The organism is Iningainema tapete BLCC-T55 (assembly GCF_014698965.1).
Lineage (GTDB): Bacteria > Cyanobacteriota > Cyanobacteriia > Cyanobacteriales > Nostocaceae > Iningainema > Iningainema tapete.
In genome coordinates this window covers 15010-39453 of record NZ_JACXAE010000101.1, presented here as the reverse complement: position 1 = coordinate 39453, position 24444 = coordinate 15010, and the positions used below count along the sequence as shown (strand labels likewise).

Here is a 24444-nt window from a genome sequence, read left to right as displayed (position 1 = left end):
ATACTGATATTGGAAATCCAAGGAACCGGGTTTATGAACTTTGAGAAACCCGGTTTCTGTATAGGTCAAGTTTTTTCTTACTTGCTGAATTGAAGCTAGTACAAAAACTTTCAACGTAGCTGATTATTTGTAATTATTTTAGATTATCTCCACAACTACGACTGTTGACAAAATCGCATCAATAAATGCAGCATACTTCTGCATCAGGTATAACAGGAGGAAATAATGAAAAAAACCTTTGCCACGATTGATGGGAATGAGGCTGTTGCCCGTGTTGCTTACCTTTTAAATGAGGTGATTGCCATATATCCCATCACCCCTTCTTCATCCATAAGTGAATGGGCAGACACATGGTCTTCACAAGGTCGTCCCAATCTATGGAATACTGTTCCTAATGTGATTGAGATGCAAAGCGAAGGTGGTGCGGCGGCGGCTGTACATGGGGCATTGCAAAGTGGTTCATTAAGTACTACTTTCACTTCTTCCCAAGGATTATTATTGATGATTCCCAACCTGTACAAAATTGCAGGTGAATTAACTAGCGCTGTCATTCACGTTGCCGCTCGTACACTAGCCACCCAAGCTTTATCCATTTTCGGCGATCATAGTGATGTCATGGCAGCCCGTGCGACTGGCTTTGCTCTACTATGCTCGGCTTCAGTGCAGGAAAGTCAAGATTTTGCCCTCATTGCTCAAGCTGCTACTCTCCAAGCGCGAGTACCGTTTATGCACTTCTTCGACGGCTTCCGCACTTCTCATGAAATTCAAAAAGTTCAATTGCTTGAGGATAGCGATTTACGATCGCTCATTAGTGATGAATTAGTATCCCATCATCGCGATCGTGCTTTAACTCCAGACAAACCAGTATTACGAGGAACAGCCCAAAACCCCGATGTCCACTTTCAAGCCCGCGAAAGCGTTAACCCATACTACAATGTCTGTCCGGAAATAGTTCAGCAAGTGATGGATCGATTTGCACTCCGCACAGGACGCCAATATCAAATCTTTGAATATCATGGCGCTACCGATGCCGACAGGGTAATTGTACTGATGGGTTCAGGCTGTGAGACAGTGCATGAAACTGTTGATTACCTTAACACTAGTGATGAAAAAGTAGGTGTTGTGAAAGTCAGACTTTACCGTCCTTTTGATGCCCAAAGGTTTATTAATGTGTTGCCTAAAACTACGAAAGCAATTGCCGTTCTTGATCGCACTAAAGAACCTGGTAGTGTTGGTGAACCTCTATATCTAGATGTAGTAACCGCTATCCACGAAGAATGGCTGAATGCCAATGGGGGAGATGACGATGAAAGAGGAAGTGGCAGAATTTTCCCCAAAATAGTTGGTGGTCGTTATGGTCTTTCTTCTAAAGAATTTACCCCAGCAATGGTGTTGTCTATCTTCGACAACCTCGCACAAGTCCAACCGAAAAATCACTTTACTATCGGCATTGATGACGATATCTGCAATACTTCCTTAACATTTGACCCTAACTTCTCCACCGAGCCAGATAACGTCATTCGGGCAATGTTTTATGGCTTGGGTTCAGATGGTACTGTTGGGGCAAACAAAAACTCTATCAAGATTATTGGTGAAGAAACAGACAACTACGCCCAAGGCTACTTTGTCTATGACTCCAAAAAATCAGGCTCTGTAACTGTTTCTCACCTACGCTTTGGGAATAAACCTATCCGTTCTACCTACTTAATCAATCAAGCCAATTTTATCGGTTGTCATCAGTGGGTATTTTTAGATCGTTTGGATGTTCTCAAAGCGGCTGTACCTGGAGCAACTTTCTTGCTCAATAGTCCTTATGATGCTGATACTGTTTGGCAACATCTCCCCCTAGATGTGCAAAAACAAATTATCGCCAAGCAGTTGAAGTTCTATGTCATCAATGCCACTCAAGTAGCCCGCGATAGTGGTATGGGAGGACGAATCAACACAATCATGCAGGTGTGCTTTTTTGCACTGGCAAGTATTTTGCCCCAAGAAGAAGCTATAGCCAAAATTAAGCAAGCAATCGAAAAAACCTACGGGAAGAAAGGGGCGGAAGTCGTCCGGATGAATTTGCAAGCAGTAGACAACACCCTTGCCAACTTACAAAAAGTCGATGTACCCTCAACTGCTAGTAGCACTATTCAAAGACAACCCCTCATTTCCATCAGTGCGCCAGAATTTGTGCGCGAAGTTTTAGGTAAGATGATGGCATGGCAGGGAGATGACTTACCTGTAAGTGCCATGCCTGCTGATGGAACTTATCCTACTGGTACTGCTAAATGGGAAAAGCGTAATTTAGCACAAGAAATTCCCGTTTGGGATGCCGATGTTTGCGTACAGTGCAACAAGTGTGCGATCGTTTGTCCCCACGGAGTGATTCGCAGCAAGGTTTATCAACCGCAGGAGTTAGCTCATGCACCTGCATCTTTTCAATCAGTCAATGCCAAAGATAAAGACTTTGCTGGTTTAAAGTTTACTATTCAAGTTTCTGGAGAAGACTGTACCGGTTGTGCTATTTGCGTGGATATTTGCCCTGCGAAAAATAAATCTTTCCCAGAGCGCAAAGCAATTAACATGGAACCACAGCAAAAACTACAACAGCAAAGGGAAAATTGGCACTTTTTTTTAAATTTACCAAATCCTGACCGACGCCAGCTTAAGGTTAACCAAATTCGCCAACAACAACTGCAAGAACCTTTGTTTGAATTTTCTGGTGCTTGTGCTGGTTGTGGCGAGACACCTTATTTAAAATTACTCACACAATTATTTGGCGATCGCGCTATGATTGCCAATGCCACAGGTTGCTCGTCAATTTACGGTGGCAACTTACCCACCACACCGTGGACAAAAAATGGTGAAGGACGTGGACCTGCATGGTCTAATAGTTTATTTGAAGATAATGCCGAATTTGGTCTAGGCTTTCGTCTATCTATAGATAAGCAAGCTGAGTTTGCTAGTGAACTTTTGCAACAATTGAGTAGTGAAATCGGTGACAACCTAGTTCAGTCTATCCTGAAAGCTCAACAAAAAACAGAAGCCGATATCCACAACCAACGCCAACGTATCGCTATTTTAAAACAACGATTAAATGATCTAATAAATTCTGTAGAGACGTTGCAGGCAACATCTCTACAAAAAATACAAAATTTAAAATCCCTTGCTGACTATTTAGTTAAGAAAAGTGTTTGGATTGTTGGCGGTGACGGTTGGGCGTATGATATAGACTTTGGTGGACTAGATCATGTGCTTGCCAGTGGACGCAATGTCAACGTCTTAGTCATGGATACAGAAGTGTATTCTAATACTGGTGGACAATCATCCAAAGCTACTCCACGCGCTGCCGTTGCTAAGTTTGCCACTAGTGGTAAGCCTGCTCCGAAGAAAGATTTAGGGCTAATTGCCATGACTTACGGGAATGTGTACGTGGCAAGTGTAGCGATCGGTGCTAAAGATGACCACACTCTCAAGGCATTTTTAGAAGCCGAAGCTTATGATGGTCCATCTTTAATTATAGCATACAGTCATTGCATTGCCCACGGGATCAACATGACTACGGCGATGAATCACCAGAAGGCGTTAGTGGAATCAGGGCGTTGGTTGCTGTATCGTTATAATCCAGAGTTGCAGCAAACGGGTAAAAATCCCTTGCAGTTGGATATGCGATCGCCTCAAAAACCAATAGACCAGTCAATGTACCAGGAAAATCGTTTTAAAATGCTAACTAAAAGTAATTCTACTGTTGCCCAGAGCCTATTGAAAGAAGCTCAAGCTGAAGTAGATGCGCGTTGGCAGTTGTATGAATATCTTGCTGCACGTCTAACCAGAGACTGATTGCTTCCTTAAGCTGGTTTTTTTCATGCTTCAATTTAAATGGAGTGTTATTACGAATGGCAATTGAATATAAATTTAGATTAAGCTCGGAGTAGGAAGCATAATCAAATGGTGATGACAATTTTGCGTAAATTCACAGTTATTTTTTTAGCATTGAGTTTGTGCGTAACAACTGTTGCTTGCGGTGGCGGAGGACAGCAAACTACGTCATCTCAAGCTAGGAATGTTAGCCAAACTTCCAATGCTACCACAAGGTTGAATGATGGTCAGTATCCTGTGCAGCAGGCTAGCTTTGACGATTCGACCGGGGAGTACACACTGTTTTTAATTAACAGTACACCCCCTACTTTTAAAAGCCAAAATTTACAAATGGCAAGGCTGACTGACGAGCAGATCAAGCAAGGCCAAAAAAGTTACTTAAAGGTAGAAAATGGGCAACCTGTTTTATACCTGACGGAAGATTTCAAAATCGAGTACGTCCATAACGTTACCGAAAATAGAACCAATCCCCAAACAGGACAACAGGAAACAGTTGTAGTCCGGCAGCAAAATGGCTTCTGGGCGCCGTTTGCCGGCTCTTTAGTTGGTAGCGTGGCAGGTCAAGCAATTGGTAATGCGTTGTTTAGACCCCAGTACTATGTACCACCAGTTTATCAGCCTGGAGTATCGGTACTGAATGGGTATGGTGGCTATGGCAGTAGCTATGGTGCTGCAGTTCAAAGTTATCGTCAGCGCTACAATGCGCCACCTGCGGTAGAGCGCAATCGTACTTCGTTCCGCTCTACAGGTACGATTAGAAGATCTTATCCTGGTGGTTCATCTTCGTTCGGTACTACACCACGTAATACTACGACAAACTCACGTCCTAGTGGTTCTGGGTTTGGCGGTAGTACTTTAAGACCTTCGGGAAGAACAACTACTATTAGACGCCCTTCTGGTAGTGGTTTTGGTAGTGGAGGTCGTTCTCCAAGTCGCAGTTTCGGTAGCGGTAGACGCCGTTAGTTTTGATCCCCACCCCCCAACCCCCCCTTATGAAGGGGGGGCAAGAGGGGGTTAAGCTAGAGCAACAGCTGGTTGTTGCCAACGACCAACAGCTTTACCAATGACTGCTAGTTCTTGCATCAAACTGTCGAAACGCTCTGGAGTAAGAGATTGAGGTCCGTCGGATAGGGCTTTGGCGGGGTTGGGGTGAACTTCGATCATCAAGGAGTCACATCCAGATGCGATCGCCGCCATTGCCATTGAAGGTACGAATTTTGCCCAACCTACGCCATGACTGGGGTCAATCATGATGGGTAGGTGAGTGAGTTCGCGTAATACTGGCACTGCTGATAAATCAAGAGTATTGCGCGTGTACTGGCGATCAAAGGTGCGGATTCCACGTTCACATAAAATCACATTTGAATTACCCGCTGCCAAGATATACTCTGCTGCCATCAACCAATCCTCAATTGTCGCCGCCATTCCCCGCTTGAGTAGAACTGGTTTCGATTGCGCTCCTACTTTTTTCAGCAGCGAGAAATTTTGCATATTTCTTGCCCCTACTTGGATGACATCTGCCACTTCTGCGATTTTCTCCAGATCGGCGCTATCCATTACTTCGGTAATAATACCCAATCCTGATGCTTCTCGTGCTTTTGCTAACAATTCCAAAGCACTCTCGCCGTGTCCTTGGAAAGCGTAAGGTGATGTCCGGGGTTTATATGCACCACCACGTAAAAATTTCGCTCCGGCTACTTTAACACGCTGCGCCGTCTCCACAATCATTGCCTCATTTTCTACCGAGCAGGGACCAGCAACTACTACCATAGGGTGGTGTTCACCAAAAGTAACTGGTCCGTTGGGAGTATTTACCACTACTTCAGATGCTTCCCCGTGGCGATACTGGCGGCTAACCCGTTTGAAAGGTTGCTCTACACGCAACACTTGCTCAATCCACGGGCTAACTTCTTGAATTTGCAGCGGATCTAAGTCAACGGTGTCACCAACAAGACCAATGACTACCTTATGCTTACCAACAATTTGTTCTGGTGTCAGTCCCCTAGAGCTAAGTTCCTCGTTAATGCGGTTAATTTCCGCCTGGGGGGAACCTATCTTCATTACTACAATCATGCTAAATTCCCTGCTTGGTTGAGTGCTGAGTGGAAATTTTCTTGTAGAGACGTTACATGTAACGTCTCTACTACAAATAAATAAATATAGCGCTCAGTAGTTGTGCTACTCAAATCGGTATACAAAAATTTTTAATGTAGAAACACGAAATTTCGCGTCTCTACAACATTTTCTTTAGAATCTACCCAATGATGTGGTAGTTACATATTTTCTGAGCGCTGGTTATGATGCTTTTTTTTGCCTGGTTTCGCGCCAAACTGCTACCATCCGTCCCCAGTTAGTAGTAAACTCACTCCAACCAAACCAATGCCCCACTCTATCTTCATCCCAGGAGGCAGAGAGGACGCCATAAGTTATTCCCAACACCCCTAAACCAAAAAGTCCCATGTTTACCAGTAAAACTGCCATAGCAGGTATTTTGATTTTGGCGTAGGAAATGATTAGATAGCTGACAATCAGGGTGCTAATGCCCAACGCTGTTGGTATTCCACAGAAGGCAGCTACTCGACGAATCATTCTTTGGCTGACAACTTGGGGAATTGCCGTTTCTTGTTTGGTAAAAGGTGGTTTTTTTTCTTCCTTTTGACCAGATTCTTTGACCACTGGTGGTTTGCTTTGGGCTTTTGCTGGTTTTTGTCGCTTTTTGTTTGGTTCAAAAGGCAAACGATTGCCTTCAGATTCAGAAGACATAGGCGTTGATCCTATCCACGAATACCAAGACGACCAATCAAAGCTAGATATTTTTCCCGGCTTTCCTGTTGAACATAAGCGAGCAGACGTTTACGCTGACCAATCAGCTTCAACAATCCCCGTCGGGAAGAATGATCTTTTTTATTTGCCTGGAGATGTTCACTGAGGCGGTTAATCCGCGCAGTCAACATCGCAATTTGGACTTCAGATGAACCAGTGTCAGTTTCGTGAACCTGGTACTGTGTAATGATCTCTTGTTTGCGCTGTTGCGTTAGCATGACCCAATTAATTTTTAAATTATGCAGCAGTTTCTCATAATATCACAGCCTAATGACTAATGACGGTCTTCGCGAAACAATGTCCCTTACTTTGTCTGCTGCCCGGTCAAAGGAAATTGTTACCATCTTCGGTAACTATCTGGTGACTACAAGCTTGGCTCCGGTATCCGTAAAACCAGTGCTATTATATTAAATCAAAAATTTACCCAAAAAATTTATGCCCCAGGAAAACACTTGGACTACTATCTTGGTAGTGTTAGTATCTATCGCTACGGTTAAGATCGGCGTTAATAATTTGGAGTGGTTTTTAAACACTACGGGTTTGATACAGACTAAGCATAGCTGTACACCTTACACAGTAGCGTTAACCACCGAAGTAAAATTTTGCCAGAAGGGATGAGGAGGCGTATGCTGTTGATCTACTTTGTTGCTTTCTACTCATCAATCAGTTGTGAACTGTACCTGTTCAAATGACACATGAAGATGTATTGATTGTCATGTGTCATTTTTCATACTTTCATTCATTGTTGACTAAGAACATTAGATGAACGTACTCTTTGTATCACAACTAGCATAATTTGTGATGAGTTCATGTTATTAATTAAATCTACCGCTGCCGCGATCATTATCAAATGTCATATGATGCTCCCTGATAATCAAAACTGTCTTAATTTCATCTACAGCTATGAAACATATCAACAGGAAAAAATAGTAGTTAATTAAAAAATTTGGCATAAATACTATTTAGTTTGATTTACACTCTTAGTACAATTGAATAAAGTAAAGCCCCAGGCTAATTACCTAGACTAAACAGACGGGTATGAAGGCGGCACAGATGAGTGTGTCGTTTGTTAAAAAGAACCCCGGTTATTCACCGGGGGAGGAGGTTGTGAAATTCACAACAGGATGGCATTTATGAGTCAATAATAAGCATTACTAAATTTGAATAGTTGCCAAAATGCCAAATATTTATTCACAAAAAAGGGTTTAGGGGGTAATAATTTTTTTCGCCAAGGTTAGCATTTTCTCAACGTAAAGTAATCCTGTACCTCCCCTTGAGTGTCAATAAATGTAACGTCAAGCTTTTTGCTTTGTACATCCAACACCAGCGATCCGGGAATACTCAGTGATGTATACATTGCTGGATGAGGTGATACCACATCGGCTAGAGCAGATGTTCCAGCCACTATATATACTGTCCCTGTATGTGAACCTGAGTGAGGTTTTTGATACGATCCCAATTCATCTTCTCGTCCACTTCCACTATCCTTTTTCATTTGGGTAGTAAAAGAGTCTGAAGTTCCATAATGTCCGTTAATGAGGTAAGAACGTTCATAAGAGTGGCTGTGACCACCTAGTACAATATCTACACCCGCCTCTTCTAAGATGGGAAGAACGTGTTCTCTCATTTCGATGAGCTCAATCTCAAAATCTGAATCGTGGGAGCCTTTGGTGTAGGGAGGATGATGCCAAAAAGCTATCTTCCAATCGTGATTTGCTAAAGCTAAGTCTCGCTTCAGCCAAGTTAACATCTCACCTTCAGGCTCGCGCTCACTTCCATAAGAATCAAGACAGATGAAGTGGATATTGCCATAATCAAAAGAGTAATACGCCGCAGTTCCAGACGGTACACCGCCCGCCTCTCCATTTGAGGGGAGAGAAAAAAGCTCGTAGTAGGGGCCTGTTTGCAATACAGAATTAGCACACCCACCATCATGATTACCGATTGCCGTCCAAAGGACACTGGTACGTAGCAATTGGGGATACATCTGGAATATCCCGCGCTGATACTCCTCATAAGTGCCAATGTCATAAGCATTATCACCCAACATCAGCCACAAATCTGTATGACGCGATCCCGTAAATTTCAGGTATCCATCCCGCACTTGGGCTGCGATTTCGTTGCCTCTTCCCGCATCTCCTAAAACTAAAATCCGCAGTGGTCGAATTTCCACAGCTTGAGCGGATGGTGCTGTGACAAAAAAGTAATTTTCAGTTCCGCACGTTTGTATTTCTGCTTGTGTTCCAATTGCGTAGTAATATTTAGTGTCGGGCGTAAGTTCGTTGAGTTTGACTATGTGGTTACAGGTAATTATTGTTTCTTCTTGTGTTAAACAAAGTTGGTCGGGATCTTTGCCATACCAAACTTTACCTTGAACAGGAGTATCAGTAGTCCAACGGATAATTATGCTAGACTCAGTACCTATTTGCAAATATGGACTTGTGGCTCTTTTTGCTGGTTCTAGCAATTGAGTGGAGATGCCCTGGAGATCTTGTTCTTTATTTTCTATAACTGACATAGGAAAAATGCATTTTTTTCTATTGTCGCCTAGTGGCTTTGATTTTTTCTGCCAGTGTTTATAGTAGAATTTGCTTGATAAAAACATGACAGCGATCGCGTCTCAATTCCAATACACAGCACTGCATAAGCCGAATCAACTTATTTATGGTCAGGGTCAAACGGCTATAATTACGGGATGGACTGTGAAAGCGAATGTGCAAAAGCACTTGCAAGCGCAGGATTATGCGGTGATTGGTCAGTTATATTCTCCCACACGGGGACTTTCTTTGCTGATTCGCAATTTGCTTTTTAACCCCCATGTCCGGTTTTTGGTTGTTCTCAACGCTACGAAGGAAGATAAAAATGCGGGTGCATGTCAATGCTTGCTGGACTTTTTCCGCAATGGGTTTGTAGAAGGTGTGAGTGATACAGGGCGGCGCTCTTGGGTAGTTTGCTCGTCCATTGTAGGATACATTGATCTGGAAATTCCAGAAACTATCCTGCACAATCTACGCCAGAGTATAGAGGTTACGGAAGCGCGATCGATTGCTGAAGTTTGTACTGTAGTTAAATCTTTTGCACAAAGAGGAATCATACAACCGTGGAGTTTACCGTTGGAATATCCCCTCAAAGAGGTTATACCAAAGATTTTACCAGGACCACGTTACGGACACAGAATAGAAGGTAAAACAATCGCTGAAACTTGGGTAAAAATAATTCATCGCATTAAGACTACAGGAACAATTCGCCCCACTGGATATGATGGTAAATGGCAGGAATTAATAGATTTAACGGCTGTTGTTACTGATGAGCCACCAGATTTCTTTTTTCCTGAACCGAATTACTTGCCTATTGATCGATCTTTCCTTCAAGAATATATTTCTCAGATTTTAGATGATGCACCACACCAAGAAGGAGTTAAATATACATATGGTCAACGTTTACGTTCTCACTTTGGAATTGATCAAGTAGAGCAAGTAATTAATCGGCTAGTACGAGATATTGATTCAGCTAGAGCAGTTATGTCTTTATGGGATGTGAGGATTGATACTAACGAAAATCCTCCTTGCCTTAACCATATTTGGGTGAGAGTAGTTAATCAAGAGCTATCAATGACTGCGACTTTTCGTAGTAATGATATGTTCTCTGCATGGCCTGCTAATGCCATGGGTTTGAGAGCTTTGCAAGCGGTAATTATGGATGAGATCTGCCAACGCTCATACTCTAAATTAAAAATGGGACCATTAATTACTATTAGTCAAAGCGCTCATATATATGATGATTGCTGGGAAAATGCCGACAATTTGATTAAATCACAATATACCAAGATTTGTGGAGCAAGAGATTACGCCGATCCTGCTGGCAGTTTTGTGATTACTGTGCAGGAAGACAAGATTTTGGTTGAACACATGACTCCAGGATCTGGAGAAGTAGTTAACTGCTATTCCAGTAAATCTGCTACTCAACTTTATCGGCAAATAGCAACAGATTGTCCTAGTTTACAAGTCGAACACGCGATGTATCTAGGAGCAGAATTGCAAAAAGCAGAAATTGCTTTGTCATCACAGCAAAAACTCACATACCATCAAGATCAACCCTTAAAAATCAAACTTTAACCAAAGGTATTATAATTTCCATACATTGTTCAAGGTAGGTTAAATGGAATCAAATGAGCCACAACAGTTCACTATTCAAGAAATTAGTCAAAACTCCAAGCATCTGGAAACCATAATACAGTTAGGAGATGCTAACTCAACAACTCTTGGTTTTTTGCCTTATGGCGCATTCCGTAGGCTGGCAGCAGAAGGTCGTATCCTTGGCTACATAGTTCCAGAAGCAGGTTGTGTTGCTTACCTTCTCTACGATATTAGTGGCTATAAAGTGAAACTTACACATCTATGTGTAGATAAGATGTGGCAAGGTCGAGGAATTGCTAGGGCACTGATTAAACATTTAAGCGAAAAGACTCCTCATTTACATGGTATTCTCGCATCCTGCCGTCGTGATTACAAGCTAGATGGAATGTGGGCTTCTCTTGGGTTTGTTGCCGTACATGAAAGACCAGGGAGAAGTAAGGATGGAACTACTTTAACTGAGTGGTGGTTGAACTATGGTCATCCCAACTTATTAACTACCCTCACCCAGCAAAAAACTGAGTCTAGGATCTGTGTAGCAATGGATACAAATATTTTCTATGACTTAGCAAACAATGAAACGTCTAATGAGGAAAGCAAAGAATCTAAAGCTCTAATCGCTGATTGGTTAGAGCCCGAACTGGAATTGTGTCTAACCGATGAAATCAAAAATGAGATCAACAAGAATAAAGATAGTGAAAAGAGGAAAAAACTACGTCTAACTGCCGATAAATTTACATTTCTTCCTTGCACACAAAATGCATTTAATGAGGCTTGTCAGGCTATACGCAAATTTTTTCCAGAAGATATGAAGGAGAGTAATGCCTCAGATTTTCGTCAATTGGCAAGAGTGATTGGCTCTAGTATTAAAGCCCCATTTTTTATAACACGAGAACAACGATTATTAGAAATAGAAGAAGAAATATATAAAGAATTCAATGTGCTGATAATCCAGCCTATTGAGCTGATTATTAGGCTAGACGAACTGCGTAGAGAAACTGATTATCAACCTATTCGTTTAGCTGGAACTAGTATAGAAAAAAAGCGCGTACAGAGCGGAGAACAAGAGTCAATAATTGATACATTTATCTGCCATGAAACTGAAAATAAAGATGATTTCAGGAAAAGAATTCGCCAATTTATTTTAAATCCAAAGCAGTTTGAATGTTTTACAATTGGTCGTAGAGAAGAACTAATAGCCCTAATAGTCTACGATAGAGCAAAAAAACATGAGTTAAAAGTTCCTGTTTGTCGCTTCAAAGATACCCAGTTTACACCTACTATCATACGTCACTGTATCTTTCAGTGTTTTTCTACTGCTGCTAGTGAACAAAGACAATTCACCCGAATCTCTGAAACTAATTTGCAAGAACACACTGCTATTGCACTTCAGGAAGATAGGTTTTTAAAAACAGAAGATGGTTGGTTGAGAACTAATTTAGCAATTACCTGTAGTTCAGCCGAGATCTCCTCGTATATCTCTAATTTGTGTAAAGAATTGGGTAAAAGCTACGAGCAATATCTTTCTTTAGTGGAAATCTTAACAGATCAAGATTTAGTTAGCAACATAAATCTGATGGCTGATATTGAAGGTATGCTTTATCCTGCTAAAATTACTGATGCTGAAATTCCTAACTTTATCATTCCCATTCAAGCATGGTGGGCTAAAGACTTATTTGATAAAGAATTGGCAGAGCAAGTTATATGGGGAGCCAAGGAAGACCTTGCCCTAAGACGTGAAGTTGTGTACTATCGCTCAAAGCAAGCTTCTGGTGGACTAAAAGCTCCAGGTCGAATTTTGTGGTATGTCAGCAAAGCTGGTAGTGGTAGAAACAATTCTTCTATTCTTGGAGCCATTCGAGCTTGTTCTCGACTTGATGAAATTGTGATTGATAAACCTACAGATTTACATAAAAGGTTTAGAAGGCTAGGAATCTATAGCTTTAAAGACGTTATGAGAACAGCTAGAGACGATTTCAACAGAGAAATCATGGCTGTCAAGTTTAGCGATACGGAGTTATTTAAAAAACCAATAGAGTTGAAGGAGATTGAACAGCTTTTAGGAAAAAAGATTTCTGTTAGAGCACCCTACAGAATAACGACAGAAGCTTTTATAATGATATATAATTTAGGGACTTTAACTCCTAAAGAGAGATGAGTATAATGTCGCCAAATATACTTTTGCTATCTATTCAGCATCAATACGCAAGCATGATATTTGACGGTGATAAGCAGGTTGAGCTTCGTCGAGTCAGACCTCGCCATTTACGTGAGGGCGATTTGATTCTCGTTTATGTTACATCTCCTGAGAAGGCATTGTTTGGTGTACTTGAGGTAGAAAAAGTTGTCGAAATGGTTCCGGAGAAGCTTTGGCAATTAGTTGAAGATAAAGCTGGAATTAGTTATGAAAGTTTTCAAAAATACTATGAAAATGCATCTGTTGGCTTTGCTATTTTTTTAGGAAAAACATTTAGTTTTGATTCACCAATAAAACTTGAACGTTTAAGAGAGAAGTGGGTAGATTTTCGACCTCCTCAATGCTACCGCTATCTGAAAGATAAAGAATTAAATCTTGTTCAATCTATAGCGCAGCATGATATTTTAAGCCTATCTAACAAACCTAAAGCTTATCAAATAGAACTATTACCGCAAAAGTAAAAATAAAATTATTAGCATAAATAATTTTTTATTACAATTCTTCATTGAAATAGTCATAATCAATTTTTTTTACTATGTACCGTTCAGCTTCTCCAACTCCCGTATTGTACTCAATCATTAGTTCAGCAAGCTGATCTCCATCTATCAGTACAATTTTTTTCTCTATTAATTTGATATATTCATAAGCTTCCTTGGAAAATTTAGAGGTAGTAATTAGTACACCTCTCTTTGCTCTCATACCCTCTAAACTTCCAGCAAAAGCTTGCACTATCGGTCTTCCAACTGTAGATTCCCATCTTTTAGCTTGGATATAAATGATATCTAAACCTAGTCTATCTTCCTTAATAATCCCGTCTATTCCACCATCTCCAGTTTGACCTACTGCATGACCTGCATCTTCTCTTGAACCACCATATCCCATTGCTATTAGCAGGTCTACAACTATTCTCTCAAAAAATCTCGGCGAACAATTTTTTACAATATTCAAGATTTCTTGAGCCAATTGCTTTTGTAAACTTTGATAACCTAGCTCCAATAATTCTTCGGGTGTTTGAGCTAGTATTACACTTTCATTTACTTGCAGTTGAGGAGACAACGGTAATGAATTTTTAAACTCCTGAAACTCCGGAAATTGCTCCAAAAGCTTTTTAGTAACTTTTTCCGGATTAGTTGCCAATACTTCTAATCCACGCTGAGTTATGCAAAATTTTCCTCTTCCAGTACTTTCAAGTAAACCTGATTTCTTCAGGTAGGTTCTAGCCCAACCCACTCTGTTATCAAATTTTGCCTGTTTGCCACTGGGTAACAACTCTTTTCTATCCTCATCAGTGAGATGAAATTCATGAGCAAGAGTTTCAAGAACCTCACTGAGAGTATGCTCTTGTCTATCTTTTAAAATTTTTAAAAGCGGAAGCATTAAATTTTGATAGTCTGGGATCACAATTTATAAATACTCCATTCTGATGCCATTTATCTAAGCAAAAGCTTTTTTACTCAATACTTAATTAATGCTGCGATGAATCGCCTACTTCAATGTAATTGATCCCTGTTGAACCAAAACCACCGCTACCACGTTGGGATGGAGATAATTCGTCAACTTCCTCAAATTGTCCTGACATAACAGGGGCTACTACAAGCTGAGCGATCTTTTGCCCTTTACTTATATTAAAGGGTTCAGATCCAAAGTTAATTAAGATGACTTTGATTTCTCCTCTGTAACCAGCATCAACTGTTCCAGGAGAATTTAGCACCGTTACACCATGCTTAAGTGCCAAGCCACTTCTAGGGCGAACTTGTAATTCATAACCCATCGGCACTTCTGCTGATATACCAGTTGGCACTGGAAACCATTGCATCGGTTGTAGTGTACAATCAGTGACAGCAACAAGATCAGCTCCTGAATCCCCAGGATGTTCATATCTAGGCAGTTTTGCTTCTGGTGTCAGTCGCTTAACTTTTACAATCACTCGACTATCGGGAGCCATGTAACTCTCTAATTAAATATTCAGGTTTTAGATTATACCATTGAGATGGCTTTGAAAACATTAAATAAACACCCTAGCTGTAAATGCTGGTAAGTCAGTAACTAAACCATTTTCTGTTGCAGCTATCTCAGTGTTGGTAAATAAATCTTGCCAGTTTTGTATCGACATATTTTGTAGAGACGCGACATGTCGCGTCTCTACATTGTAACCAGAGAGGTTTTGGTCAGAGAAATTTGCGATAACGAGGACGCGATCGCCTCCATCATGCCAACGAAAATATGCTATTACTTTAGCATCTGCATTCTCATGGAAAAACTCAATGTTGTCGCTTTGCAAGGCAAGATTTTGTTTACGTAAGGCGATGAGTTTCTTATAATACTCAAATAAATCACGATTCTGGTCGTTTTCTAACAAAGCCCAAGCAATTTTCTTCGGCTGAGTCACAGTTTTACTTTTGCGCTTATGTTCACCAAATTCTTCACCCATCCAGAGCATCGGTATACCTATTGCTGTCATTAATAAAACAGCGCCTAACTTAACTCTTGTAAATGCAGCTTCGTCAAAGATACCGCGATCGCCTAGTTCTCGTAAAGGACGTTCGCGATCGTGAGTTGACAAATAATTGATTACATTTGTGGCAGTTGCATAACCCTGCTTTCTCGGATCTAAAACTTCCTTCAGTTGAGATAACTCAAACGTCTCACCACAAATATGGGGAATTATAAAGTAGCGAAAACTTTCATGCCAACAAGCATCTAGCGGTCCTTCTGGTGTCGTAATCTTACTTGTATCTGGAATGTGTTCAGCAATATTATAGAATGGCTTAGGTGCAGTATTCTTCTTTGATTGATGAGCAAGCCACTCGAGAAAATCATCGTTAGCTATTTGACGCACCGCATCAAAGCGAATTCCATCTATGTGATACTCCTGAACCCAAAAACGTACCACATCCCCTATATATTTCCATGCTGGTTTAACGTCTAACTTTTCATCATAGTTATCGTAGTTAAATTCTGGTCCCCAGTAATTTCGAGGGTCTTCAGGATAATGCTTATGCTCATAATACCAGTAATTCCGGTCAATCAGTAATAAAGGACATTCTCCATCTGTATGGTTATATATTCCATCAATAAAAACGCGAATTCCTCTACTGTGACACTCGTCAATAAACTGCTTTAAATCTTCTGTAGAACCGTAACTTGATTCTGTAGCGAAGTAGTGGCGAACTGTGTATCCCCAACTATAATCGCCAGGATACTCGTTGACAGGCATTAATTCAACTGCGTTGATCCCCAATTCCTTCAGGTAATCTAACTTTTCAATCGCATCTAAATATTTTCCTTTTTGATCTGAGTCAACTTCTCCCTCAGTAAAATCTGCCACATGCATTTCATAGATTACTAATTCATGATTTTCTGCCAATAGCGTGTCATCATGTTGCCAAACATAACTATCAACAATACGCTTGCCATCTTTAATTCGTACTATACCAACTGTTCGGGTTTCATCAACATCTGTTGCGTAAGGATCTATCACATCCACCCATTGAGCTGGTTCAAAATTTGGACTCTTAGTTTGAATACGAAACTTATACTGATAAATATCGTCTTCTAGTTCTACAGATGTGCGAAAATAACCATCATCACCTTTTGTCATGGGGATCTCTTGCCAATCGGAAAAAGACCCGATTAAAGCAGCTTCTTTGTTACGGGGAGCAAACAAATTAAATTCTATTTTCGAGGTCATTTCCACACCTGAAGACAATTACCATAATTAAATTTATATATAAAGAAGTAGTCAAGAGCCATGAGTAGATATTTGTGCCTCCTGTACAGACGCTCCGGCGGAGCGTCTCTACTTAGATATTGGTTTCCTCTGTTACATCAGTTGCATTCATCACTGATTGACCATTTAGGATCGGCTTACGAGTTTTTAAATCAAATTTGTAGCCGTGTGGTAGAATATGAAGCTTTGCCCCACAAATTGCCAAAGGTTCATCCTTAAGAATTTGCTCAACATTGCTGTGTATAGCTTCTGATTCATCAACAACTGTCACAGAACCTTCGCCAATCACTTCAATTTGGTTATCAGTAACAACCATAGCTGTGTTTTCATCGATCCCGAATCCTAAAACAGCAGGTTGCTGCGCTAAAGCCGAAATTAAGCGTCCCAAACGTCCACGTTGTGAGAAATGTTGATCAATTACTACCCCAGGTAGAAAAGCCATACCAGGACCCATGTCTACAATTTCAATCCGGGGGTTTGTTTCTGAGTCACCTTCAACTATCATTACATCTGGCATTACAGCAGCCCCAGCGCTTGTACCTCCTATAGTCGCGCCTTCAGAGTGGCGTTTGTGAATAGCTGCATCTACTTGCGTATCTTTTAAAATACTTGTAATTCGAGCTTGATCTCCTCCGGTAAAAAATATACCTGTAGCTTTATCAATTGCTTCTAATGCTGAAGATGAAGAGCCATCATCACGGTTTGTCGTGTCTACAATCCGAACATCCTCAGCTCCCAACCGCTCAAAAACTCTAATATAATTTTCTCCTACTTCTCTTGGTAGTTCTGTAGCTGCTGTCATAATGACGATTCTAGCCTTCGTACCTCCAGCACGGCGGACAAACTCCCGTAGGATCTGACAATCTCCTTCTTTGTCTTCCGCTCCGCCTATAATTACTAAAGGTCCTTTATTTTCACTGGCAGACATAATGCCTCCTGATATGAGTTAATTATTTTCAATTAATCATGACAATTAAAACTTAAAAACATTCATTTGGTAGATTAAACTACAAAAAGTCAATAATTTTATTTTTTTAAGCATTTATACTTAATCAGTTTATAACTATAGCAGTCTAAATGAATTAGAAATGTATTTTAATGTATGAATAATTGTAGAATAAAAAATTCAGATAAATTGCGACTTAATTTGAATAACAAAAAACTCCCATGTGAACAAAAACGGGAGTTTTGGCTAGGGGCAGAACAATTTTGTCTCCCTAGCAAATATTGCTTGTAAAAAGTGCGATCGCTATTAATTAAATGCCTTTCATTTTTTTGATTAAATGTTTACATTACTAACTTGGTTATCAAAAAGTAATTCACACAAAAATGAACGGGCTTGTTCTAAAGAAAAATGTCTTGGCTTGCCTTGAAACACTATTTGATACTCGTTTTGATCTGGACCATCTCCGTAACCCGAGATTAGCTTACGGTGAAAAGCTTCTTCAGCAAGATGTTCTACTTCATTTCTGAGAACAGCTTCTGTGCTATTCATAACTGGCTGTCTCCTTTGTTTTGCCTAATTATTAACATTTATAAACAGTAAATGTGTTCACTCACACCTTTCAAAGGGTATATATTTATTCTTCTATCCCAAGTTAAGCTTCAAATTCAAATCTTTTTAGATATTGACTAAATTATAAAAATATGCATTTGGAATGATTATACCTTTAGATAGCTGGTAATGTTTTGCAATCAATGTAAAATACAAGGAAAGTATAGATTGCCACCAATACTTAGAGAAAAAAAAGTGTATATGTAGCATTTTTTCTAGCTATTGTTTTGAAAATAAAGTAAATTAATAGACAAGAATCAACAGAAAGCGCTTTCGAGAGCGTCCAGGATCTAGGGTGTTTAGACAGGGGTTAGAATCAATGGTGAGAGAAAGAATACTTGATGCAGTCCGTGTAAATGCAAGAAAAACAGATGCATTTGATATCTTTAACTTCAAGCATTACAATGGTCCAAATCCCTACTTAGAGACAGGGGCGCTAGTGTTTGATTTTGCATTGACTGGAAACACTAGAACTTTGCCAATAGAAGAATATATCTCAGTAATAGGCGATCGCTACTCCCACCTCCGAGACGAGACATACGAATCTTATGCCCATTTGTTTGCGCGTACTGCGTCAGAAGTAGGAAAGCTAGATATGGGTTTACACCTCAACCAATGGGATGTAAAGCCACATCTAAATTACGCCAGAATTAGCGTACAATCACTTCATGAACGTACCACAAGGGCTGTACTGTACTTAGTGTGGGATTGGTTTGAAGCCATTACGCAAGATGAAGACATTGCTTTAGGGGATCAGATTGCAACACTTCAAGCTAGATTCAGACAATCTGCTTACGGTGGTCCGACTGTTTATGCTTTACTACGTACAGCATCTCAAAAAGGTATTCCCACATTTTACCTGTGGGATGAAGGATTGATGCAATACGGTTATGGGAAAAAACAAGTCAGGGGTGTAGCAGCAACATTTAATTGTGACAGTCATCTAGATTCCGACTTCACCACTCGTAAAGATGACTGTAAAGCATTTTTAAACAATTTCGGCTTCCCAGTTCCTCAAGGAGATATCGTCTTTACAGAAAGAGAAGCTTTTGGAGTGGCTAAAGAAATTGGCTACCCAGTAGCAGTCAAACCTGTATCCGGGCATAAAGGAATTGGCGTAACGGCTGAAGTGCGCGATGATGATGAACTAGAATCTGCTTTTAATCGGGCAGTCAAAGCAATTCCAGAGCAGGAGCCAACACGAGTAATTGTTGAGCAAAGTATTTCTGGTGCTGATTTTCGCTTGCTGTGTGTCAACGGCAGATTTGTTGCTGCAACCGAACGTCGCCCAGCATGGGTTGTCGGTGACGGTGACTCTACAATTGATGAGTTAATCCGTGAGGAAAATCGACAACCAAAACGTTGGGATACACCCACATCACCAATGAGCAAAATTCAGTGTGATGACGCGATGGAACAGTATCTCGAACAACAAAGATTATCATTAGATAGTGTTTTGGAGAAAGATCGCACTGTTTATTTGCGCAAAGTGGCTAATCTCTCGGCTGGAGGTGTAAGCATTGATGCAACACGCACCGTTCACCCTGACAATATTATTTTGGCACAAGACATTGCCCAGCACTTCAACCTCACTTGCTTGGGTATTGATGTTATCACCCCAACTCTTTCTAAATCATGGAAGTCTGGGAACTTTGCCATTTTAGAAATCAATGCTGCACCAGGAATTTTAATGCACCTTAACCCGGCGATTGGTGAAAGTGTTGATGTACCTTCACATATTCTAGAAACCTTCTTTAAATCAGGTCTAGAATCTAGGATACCCATTATCACCTTCAACGATATCTCAGTTCAAGAGCTTCAAGAAACGATCGATCATATTCTTCTACAACATCCCGACTGGACAATTGGTGCTGTTTGCCGTGACGCAGTTTTTGTCAATCGTTCAGAAAAAATCTTGAACAAAGACTATAACAACAATGTCCAAAGTTTACTACGCAATCCTAAACTAGACTTGTTGATTGCTGAGTATGACGAAGACATTCTGGAGCGCGATGGGATGTTTTACTACGGTAGCAACATGGTAGTTTTGAATAAACCTACTGATATCGAGATGACTTTAGCACGAGACATCTTTGATGACTCTACTGTTGTCATTAGAAGAGGAGACAATATTTCTATTCGACGTAGGGGTTTAATTGAAGAGTACAGCCTGGGCGAAGGTGAACCATTTACAAGGGTTTATTTGAAAGAAATCGGTACGGTAGTTTAATACCATTTCACGTTAATGCCGAAATAAATGAATTTTGTAGAGACGCGAAATTTGAGCCAGCGCTGCAGGAGGGTTTCCCTCCGTAGGCGACTGGCGTCGCGTCTCTACTTCTTTTATGCTGCCATTTCACGCTCAAATTTATCTAAATCCGCTGCTAGTTCATAGTTCTTACCGTAAATTTTAGATAATTGCCCTGTAGTTTTCAAAACATTTTGTACTTCTTTGTTAGAAATATCAGCTAAGTTGCGATTTTCATTGAGTGCGATCGCAGCGGCAATTCCCACACCTTGACCTACTCCACAATTAAATTCTACTATTCTTCCTGCTGAACAAGCATATCCTTTAAATCCAGAACCTGGGCTAATCACTGCCAAGTTAGGTACATCTTGAACTAAAGCGTGTTGGATCCCAATGTTAAACAAGGGAGGAACAAGAAACTGAAGATTATCAACATTGTACCCTTTGGTAGATGCTTTTGTACCCAAACCTGATATACCACCACGCACATCAAAATGGTATCCAAAAGTTCCTAAAGCTTCACTTGAAGGTACGCCTCCGGCTAGCATTCGAGAGCCAGTGAGGGGATCAACTGCACCTAAAATATTACCTGCGTGACGAATGTATAATTCAGAAGCACCTTTTACGGTAGTTGCACCAATACTTTGAAACCACTTACTAATATATGCAAATTCCTTCAGCATTTCTGGTGTTGGCAAAGCTTTACCAAGTGCTAATGCTTCTGCTTGATCGGCATTTACATCAAATAATAATGCATTCCAAGACAACCGACCTCCGGGCAGAATTGCCACGTTGCCATTGTCAAGTATAGTACCGCTAGTTTCTAAAGATAAAGTTGTGCCTCGGAAAGAGTGGTAGGCGATGGAAAGAGCTTTGCTGCGGATGTCAATGTAGTCTTTGCCTACATACATATTCTTCGGATTACCGTTTTTATCAACTAAATCTTTACGCAGTTGATTTGCTAACTCAGCATTTTTCCCGGCAGCGACATTCAGCCAACTTTGTGCGATCGCATCTCCTGTATTTGTAAAGCGTTTGAGATATAAATATTCAACATTCCTCAGTCTGTCGATACTTAATCCTTGAGTTTCAAACACCAGAGTGACAGAAAGTTCTGCATCTGGTAAACCAAAGGTTTCAAACCCTTTAAGTTTTCTTACTCCAGCAGCTTGTGCTAGTTCTGCATTTACAGTACTATCTATAAAATATTTACCGAAATAAGTATCACCATTAACAAGCTTAATTCCAGTAATTTTCTGCTCCCACCTGTTTGCCGACTCAATTTCAATATTGCTGACGATCTCAGCACCAATTTCTCTTAACATTTCACGTAGTGCTGCATCAGCCTTACGTGGATCTAGGGCTATTGCCAGCACACCTGCCCGACGAAGAAACTCTTTATATATAGCTGCAGGATCACCAAAAGTATCTAGATTGTGAGTTTGACGAATAGACAGAGGCACAGCGGAACGATCAAGATATGATAAGCCGCCCCGCACTAAATGACCTCCGATCCCTAACAGGGAATTACCCTTTAAAATCAGTAAAGTCCGTGGGTGCTGGTTTTTTCTGCGATAATATTCCCTTGCTGCACAGACTAAGGCGAGAATACCGGGAACTTCATCGCCAAAAGCAATAATGTCATAAGACTGAACTAAGGGCGCAGATGAAACTGATCTCATTGCATTTTCTCCGTGATTTCCACATATCTTACAGAGAACCAACAAGTCGCAACGTTGTAATTACTGAAATTTTACCATAATTTATGGACGCTTTATAAATTGTCCACCGGAATGAAAGTAGGGGTAAACAACCCTTCGGGTTCGCAGTCCCCTACGGAGGGAAACCCTCCTTCAGGGCTGTCTCACCGTTCACCCCTACAGTAGTGTATTGAACTGCTAATAGCTGTGTAATTATCGAACAGTTAATCCTTGGGGTACAATTGCATCTTCAAAATCTGCCCCAAGCACATTTGCTCCTTCTATGTTCGCATCTGTGAGATTGGTTTTCTGCAAATCTGCTTTCTGTAAATTTGCTGCTTGTAGATTTGTTGCTTGTAAGTTTGCCTTCTCTAAATCAGCCTCAAATAAATTTGCTCCCTGTAGGTTAGCTCTGGCTATATTTGCCTTGCCCAAATCTGCTCCCTGTAGGTTTGCACCTTGTAGATTTGTTTCCTGTAGGTTTGCTTTCTCTAAATCAGCATTTTCTAGGTTTGCACCTTCCAAATTTGCTGCTTGTAAGTTTGCTGCTTCTAGGTCTGCTCCTACTAAGTTACATCTTATACATTCATTAGTTTCTAGTAAACGTCTAACGTTTGCTGTTACTGACTCTGTTTTTGGTGCTAACTCTGTTGTTATGGGCGCAGGTGTGGAAGTTGTTTGTGTTTGAGCTAGTGCGCTGGGCTGGTTAAGCAAGGAGAATCCTGCTACGAATACTAAAAATGCTACGCTGAGAACCCAGGAAGTGATTTTTTTGACAATTAGTTTAGGCATGGAACTTCGGTAATGTGTTGTTCAAGTGCTTAATTTGTACTTTAAATAATTTGACTGTTTAGATCAAACATTATTTTTGTTTAAATTGATAAGTTCAGATGATGGAAAGTCTGCCAATCAAGGATGATGTGGGCATCCTGAGCGCTCTATCAGTTGGGGAAAAATGGACGACACTTTTTTTCATAAATTTTCCCCACAATAGTATTCCGCTATGTTATATTAAGAGGTGAGAGTTAATTCGGTGACCGTGTTTGTTTTTATTATTGACAGGCTTTACCCCTTTTGGTATGGACAGGCTTGTCTCCGAAATCTACATCTCTACACAACTTAATGATTTTGGAGACAATACATGTCGCTATATGTAGGTAATCTATCTTACGAAGTTACACAAGACCATCTGAATACTGTTTTTGCAGAGTATGGTACTGTAAAGCAGGTTAAGTTACCAACGGATCGTGAAACAGGTCAGTTACGTGGCTTTGCTTTTGTGGAAATGAATTCAGAAGCTGAAGAATCAGCAGCTATTGAAGCACTTGATGGTGCTGAATGGATGGGGCGTGATCTTAAAGTGAATAAGGCTAGACCAAAGGAAGACAGAGGTTCATTTGGTGGTGGCAACCGAGGAAACAATAGTGGACGCAGCCGCTACTAAGTAAAATTAATTTTATTTTTGTCAAGGCTCAAGTAGTAATGCTTGAGCTTTTTCTTAGGGGCGGTTATTATTGGCGATCGCCGATCATCACTGTGTTTATCTTCTACTTAAGCCTAACGGCACTACTTATTTACGAAATAGATGAAGATCATGTATTGCTACTATAAAAGCTAAAAATTGTGAAGTACAATTAGGATTAGTAAACAGCGATAACGCTACTCGTTGCGAGGCAGCCGATATGGATGCCAATGAACTTTTAAGTCGATATGCAGTTGGGCAAAGAGATTTTAGTAAACTGAAATTGGTAGCTTTTAATCTCAAAAGTGCTAACCTCAGTGGTGCTAACCTCAGTGGTGCTAACCTCAGTGGTGCTAACCTTACGAAGGCAAATTTAAGTCGGGCTAATCTGACTGGTGCCATTTTGACAGGAGCAAAATTAACTCAAACCAACTTGACTCAAGCCAACCTCCAAAATGCTAATTTGAGTGCTGTAGACCTAAGTGATGTAAATCTCAGTCAGGCTTACATACGTGGGGCAATCATGACTGATGAGAAAAGTCCTAGTTCTGTATCTAATCAAATAAAATCATCTCTAAATTAAGAGTAATTAATACAATTCCCTACCAATAGGGTATGGTATTAATCTAAGCATTGTTATCAATGCTGGATAATGCTCTGTTTAGAGCATTATCCAATATTTGAATATCAGAAATAAAGATAAATATTCCCATATTTCTAACCAAA

At 40.5% G+C, this 24444-nt stretch carries 19 protein-coding genes; 8 read left to right on the top strand and 11 right to left on the bottom strand.

Features of this window, described 5'->3' with window-relative positions:
- The first annotated feature begins 225 nt into the window (after nt 1–225).
- Together nifJ and ICL16_RS34165 are read left to right on the top strand one after the other, a co-directional pair.
- Nucleotides 226–3831, top strand: a complete 3606-nt coding sequence (gene nifJ / locus ICL16_RS34170) for a pyruvate:ferredoxin (flavodoxin) oxidoreductase (RefSeq protein WP_190836032.1) — start codon at nt 226–228, stop codon at nt 3829–3831.
- 108 nt (nt 3832–3939) lie between these two features.
- The gene (locus tag ICL16_RS34165; RefSeq protein ID WP_190836031.1) at nt 3940–4833 is read left to right on the top strand and encodes a hypothetical protein; all 894 of its coding nucleotides are present in this window, start codon (nt 3940–3942) and stop codon (nt 4831–4833) included.
- A gap of 51 nt (nt 4834–4884) precedes the next feature.
- Here ICL16_RS34165 and aroF read toward each other — a convergent pair whose 3' ends face one another.
- The 4 genes from aroF to ICL16_RS34145 all read right to left on the bottom strand — a co-directional run bounded on the left by aroF (nt 4885) and on the right by ICL16_RS34145 (nt 9211).
- The gene (aroF, locus tag ICL16_RS34160; RefSeq protein ID WP_190836030.1) at nt 4885–5943 is read right to left on the bottom strand and encodes a 3-deoxy-7-phosphoheptulonate synthase; all 1059 of its coding nucleotides are present in this window, start codon (nt 5941–5943) and stop codon (nt 4885–4887) included.
- Nucleotides 5944–6165: 222 nt separating this feature from the next.
- The gene (locus ICL16_RS34155; RefSeq protein WP_190836029.1) at nt 6166–6633 is read right to left on the bottom strand and encodes a PAM68 family protein; all 468 of its coding nucleotides are present in this window, start codon (nt 6631–6633) and stop codon (nt 6166–6168) included.
- 11 nt (nt 6634–6644) lie between these two features.
- Nucleotides 6645–6911 (bottom strand): 30S ribosomal protein S15, encoded by a 267-nt coding sequence (gene rpsO / locus ICL16_RS34150; RefSeq protein WP_190836028.1) that lies wholly within the window; start codon nt 6909–6911, stop codon nt 6645–6647.
- Between the two features lie 1016 nt (nt 6912–7927).
- Nucleotides 7928–9211: a purple acid phosphatase family protein gene (locus tag ICL16_RS34145; RefSeq protein ID WP_190836027.1), complete on the bottom strand. Its 1284-nt coding sequence runs from the start codon at nt 9209–9211 to the stop codon at nt 7928–7930.
- A gap of 85 nt (nt 9212–9296) precedes the next feature.
- Between ICL16_RS34145 and ICL16_RS34140 the strand changes: the two genes are divergently transcribed.
- Genes ICL16_RS34140 through ICL16_RS34130 form a run of 3 tightly spaced genes read left to right on the top strand, consistent with a single transcriptional unit; the run spans nt 9297 to nt 13484 of the window.
- Nucleotides 9297–10808 (top strand): thymidylate synthase, encoded by a 1512-nt coding sequence (locus ICL16_RS34140; RefSeq protein WP_190836063.1) that lies wholly within the window; start codon nt 9297–9299, stop codon nt 10806–10808.
- Nucleotides 10809–10851: 43 nt separating this feature from the next.
- Entirely contained in the window at nt 10852–12984 is a 2133-nt protein-coding gene (locus ICL16_RS34135; RefSeq protein ID WP_190836026.1) for a GNAT family N-acetyltransferase, read from the top strand.
- Between the two features lie 5 nt (nt 12985–12989).
- Nucleotides 12990–13484 carry an ASCH domain-containing protein gene (locus ICL16_RS34130; protein ID WP_190836025.1) on the top strand — a complete coding sequence of 165 codons (495 nt, stop codon included), beginning with the start codon at nt 12990–12992 and terminating at the stop codon, nt 13482–13484.
- 31 nt (nt 13485–13515) lie between these two features.
- Here ICL16_RS34130 and ICL16_RS34125 read toward each other — a convergent pair whose 3' ends face one another.
- The 5 genes from ICL16_RS34125 to ICL16_RS34105 form a co-directional block, all read right to left on the bottom strand.
- Nucleotides 13516–14400: a restriction endonuclease gene (locus ICL16_RS34125; protein WP_202895857.1), complete on the bottom strand. Its 885-nt coding sequence runs from the start codon at nt 14398–14400 to the stop codon at nt 13516–13518.
- A gap of 88 nt (nt 14401–14488) precedes the next feature.
- Complete coding sequence (dut, locus tag ICL16_RS34120) at nt 14489–14968, bottom strand: dUTP diphosphatase (RefSeq protein WP_202895856.1); 480 nt, start codon at nt 14966–14968, stop codon at nt 14489–14491.
- A gap of 60 nt (nt 14969–15028) precedes the next feature.
- The gene (locus ICL16_RS34115; RefSeq protein ID WP_190836024.1) at nt 15029–16714 is read right to left on the bottom strand and encodes an alpha-amylase family glycosyl hydrolase; all 1686 of its coding nucleotides are present in this window, start codon (nt 16712–16714) and stop codon (nt 15029–15031) included.
- A gap of 112 nt (nt 16715–16826) precedes the next feature.
- Nucleotides 16827–17681 carry a cyanophycinase gene (locus ICL16_RS34110; RefSeq protein WP_190836023.1) on the bottom strand — a complete coding sequence of 285 codons (855 nt, stop codon included), beginning with the start codon at nt 17679–17681 and terminating at the stop codon, nt 16827–16829.
- Nucleotides 17682–18032: 351 nt separating this feature from the next.
- The gene (locus ICL16_RS34105) at nt 18033–18248 is read right to left on the bottom strand and encodes a hypothetical protein (RefSeq protein ID WP_190836022.1); all 216 of its coding nucleotides are present in this window, start codon (nt 18246–18248) and stop codon (nt 18033–18035) included.
- Nucleotides 18249–18627: 379 nt separating this feature from the next.
- Here ICL16_RS34105 and ICL16_RS34100 point away from each other — a divergent pair, with 379 nt between their 5' ends.
- Nucleotides 18628–20538, top strand: coding sequence for an acetate--CoA ligase family protein (locus ICL16_RS34100; RefSeq protein ID WP_190836021.1), 1911 nt, complete (start codon nt 18628–18630; stop codon nt 20536–20538).
- Between the two features lie 113 nt (nt 20539–20651).
- Here the strand turns inward: ICL16_RS34100 and ICL16_RS34095 are convergent, their stop codons facing one another.
- The gene (locus tag ICL16_RS34095; protein WP_190836020.1) at nt 20652–22238 is read right to left on the bottom strand and encodes an FAD-dependent oxidoreductase; all 1587 of its coding nucleotides are present in this window, start codon (nt 22236–22238) and stop codon (nt 20652–20654) included.
- A gap of 231 nt (nt 22239–22469) precedes the next feature.
- Entirely contained in the window at nt 22470–23048 is a 579-nt protein-coding gene (locus ICL16_RS34090) for a pentapeptide repeat-containing protein (protein ID WP_190836019.1), read from the bottom strand.
- A gap of 349 nt (nt 23049–23397) precedes the next feature.
- Between ICL16_RS34090 and ICL16_RS34085 the strand changes: the two genes are divergently transcribed.
- Together ICL16_RS34085 and ICL16_RS34080 are read left to right on the top strand one after the other, a co-directional pair.
- Complete coding sequence (locus tag ICL16_RS34085) at nt 23398–23700, top strand: RNA recognition motif domain-containing protein (RefSeq protein WP_190836018.1); 303 nt, start codon at nt 23398–23400, stop codon at nt 23698–23700.
- A gap of 238 nt (nt 23701–23938) precedes the next feature.
- Nucleotides 23939–24301, top strand: coding sequence for a pentapeptide repeat-containing protein (locus ICL16_RS34080; protein ID WP_190836017.1), 363 nt, complete (start codon nt 23939–23941; stop codon nt 24299–24301).
- Nucleotides 24302–24444: the final 143 nt, after the last annotated feature.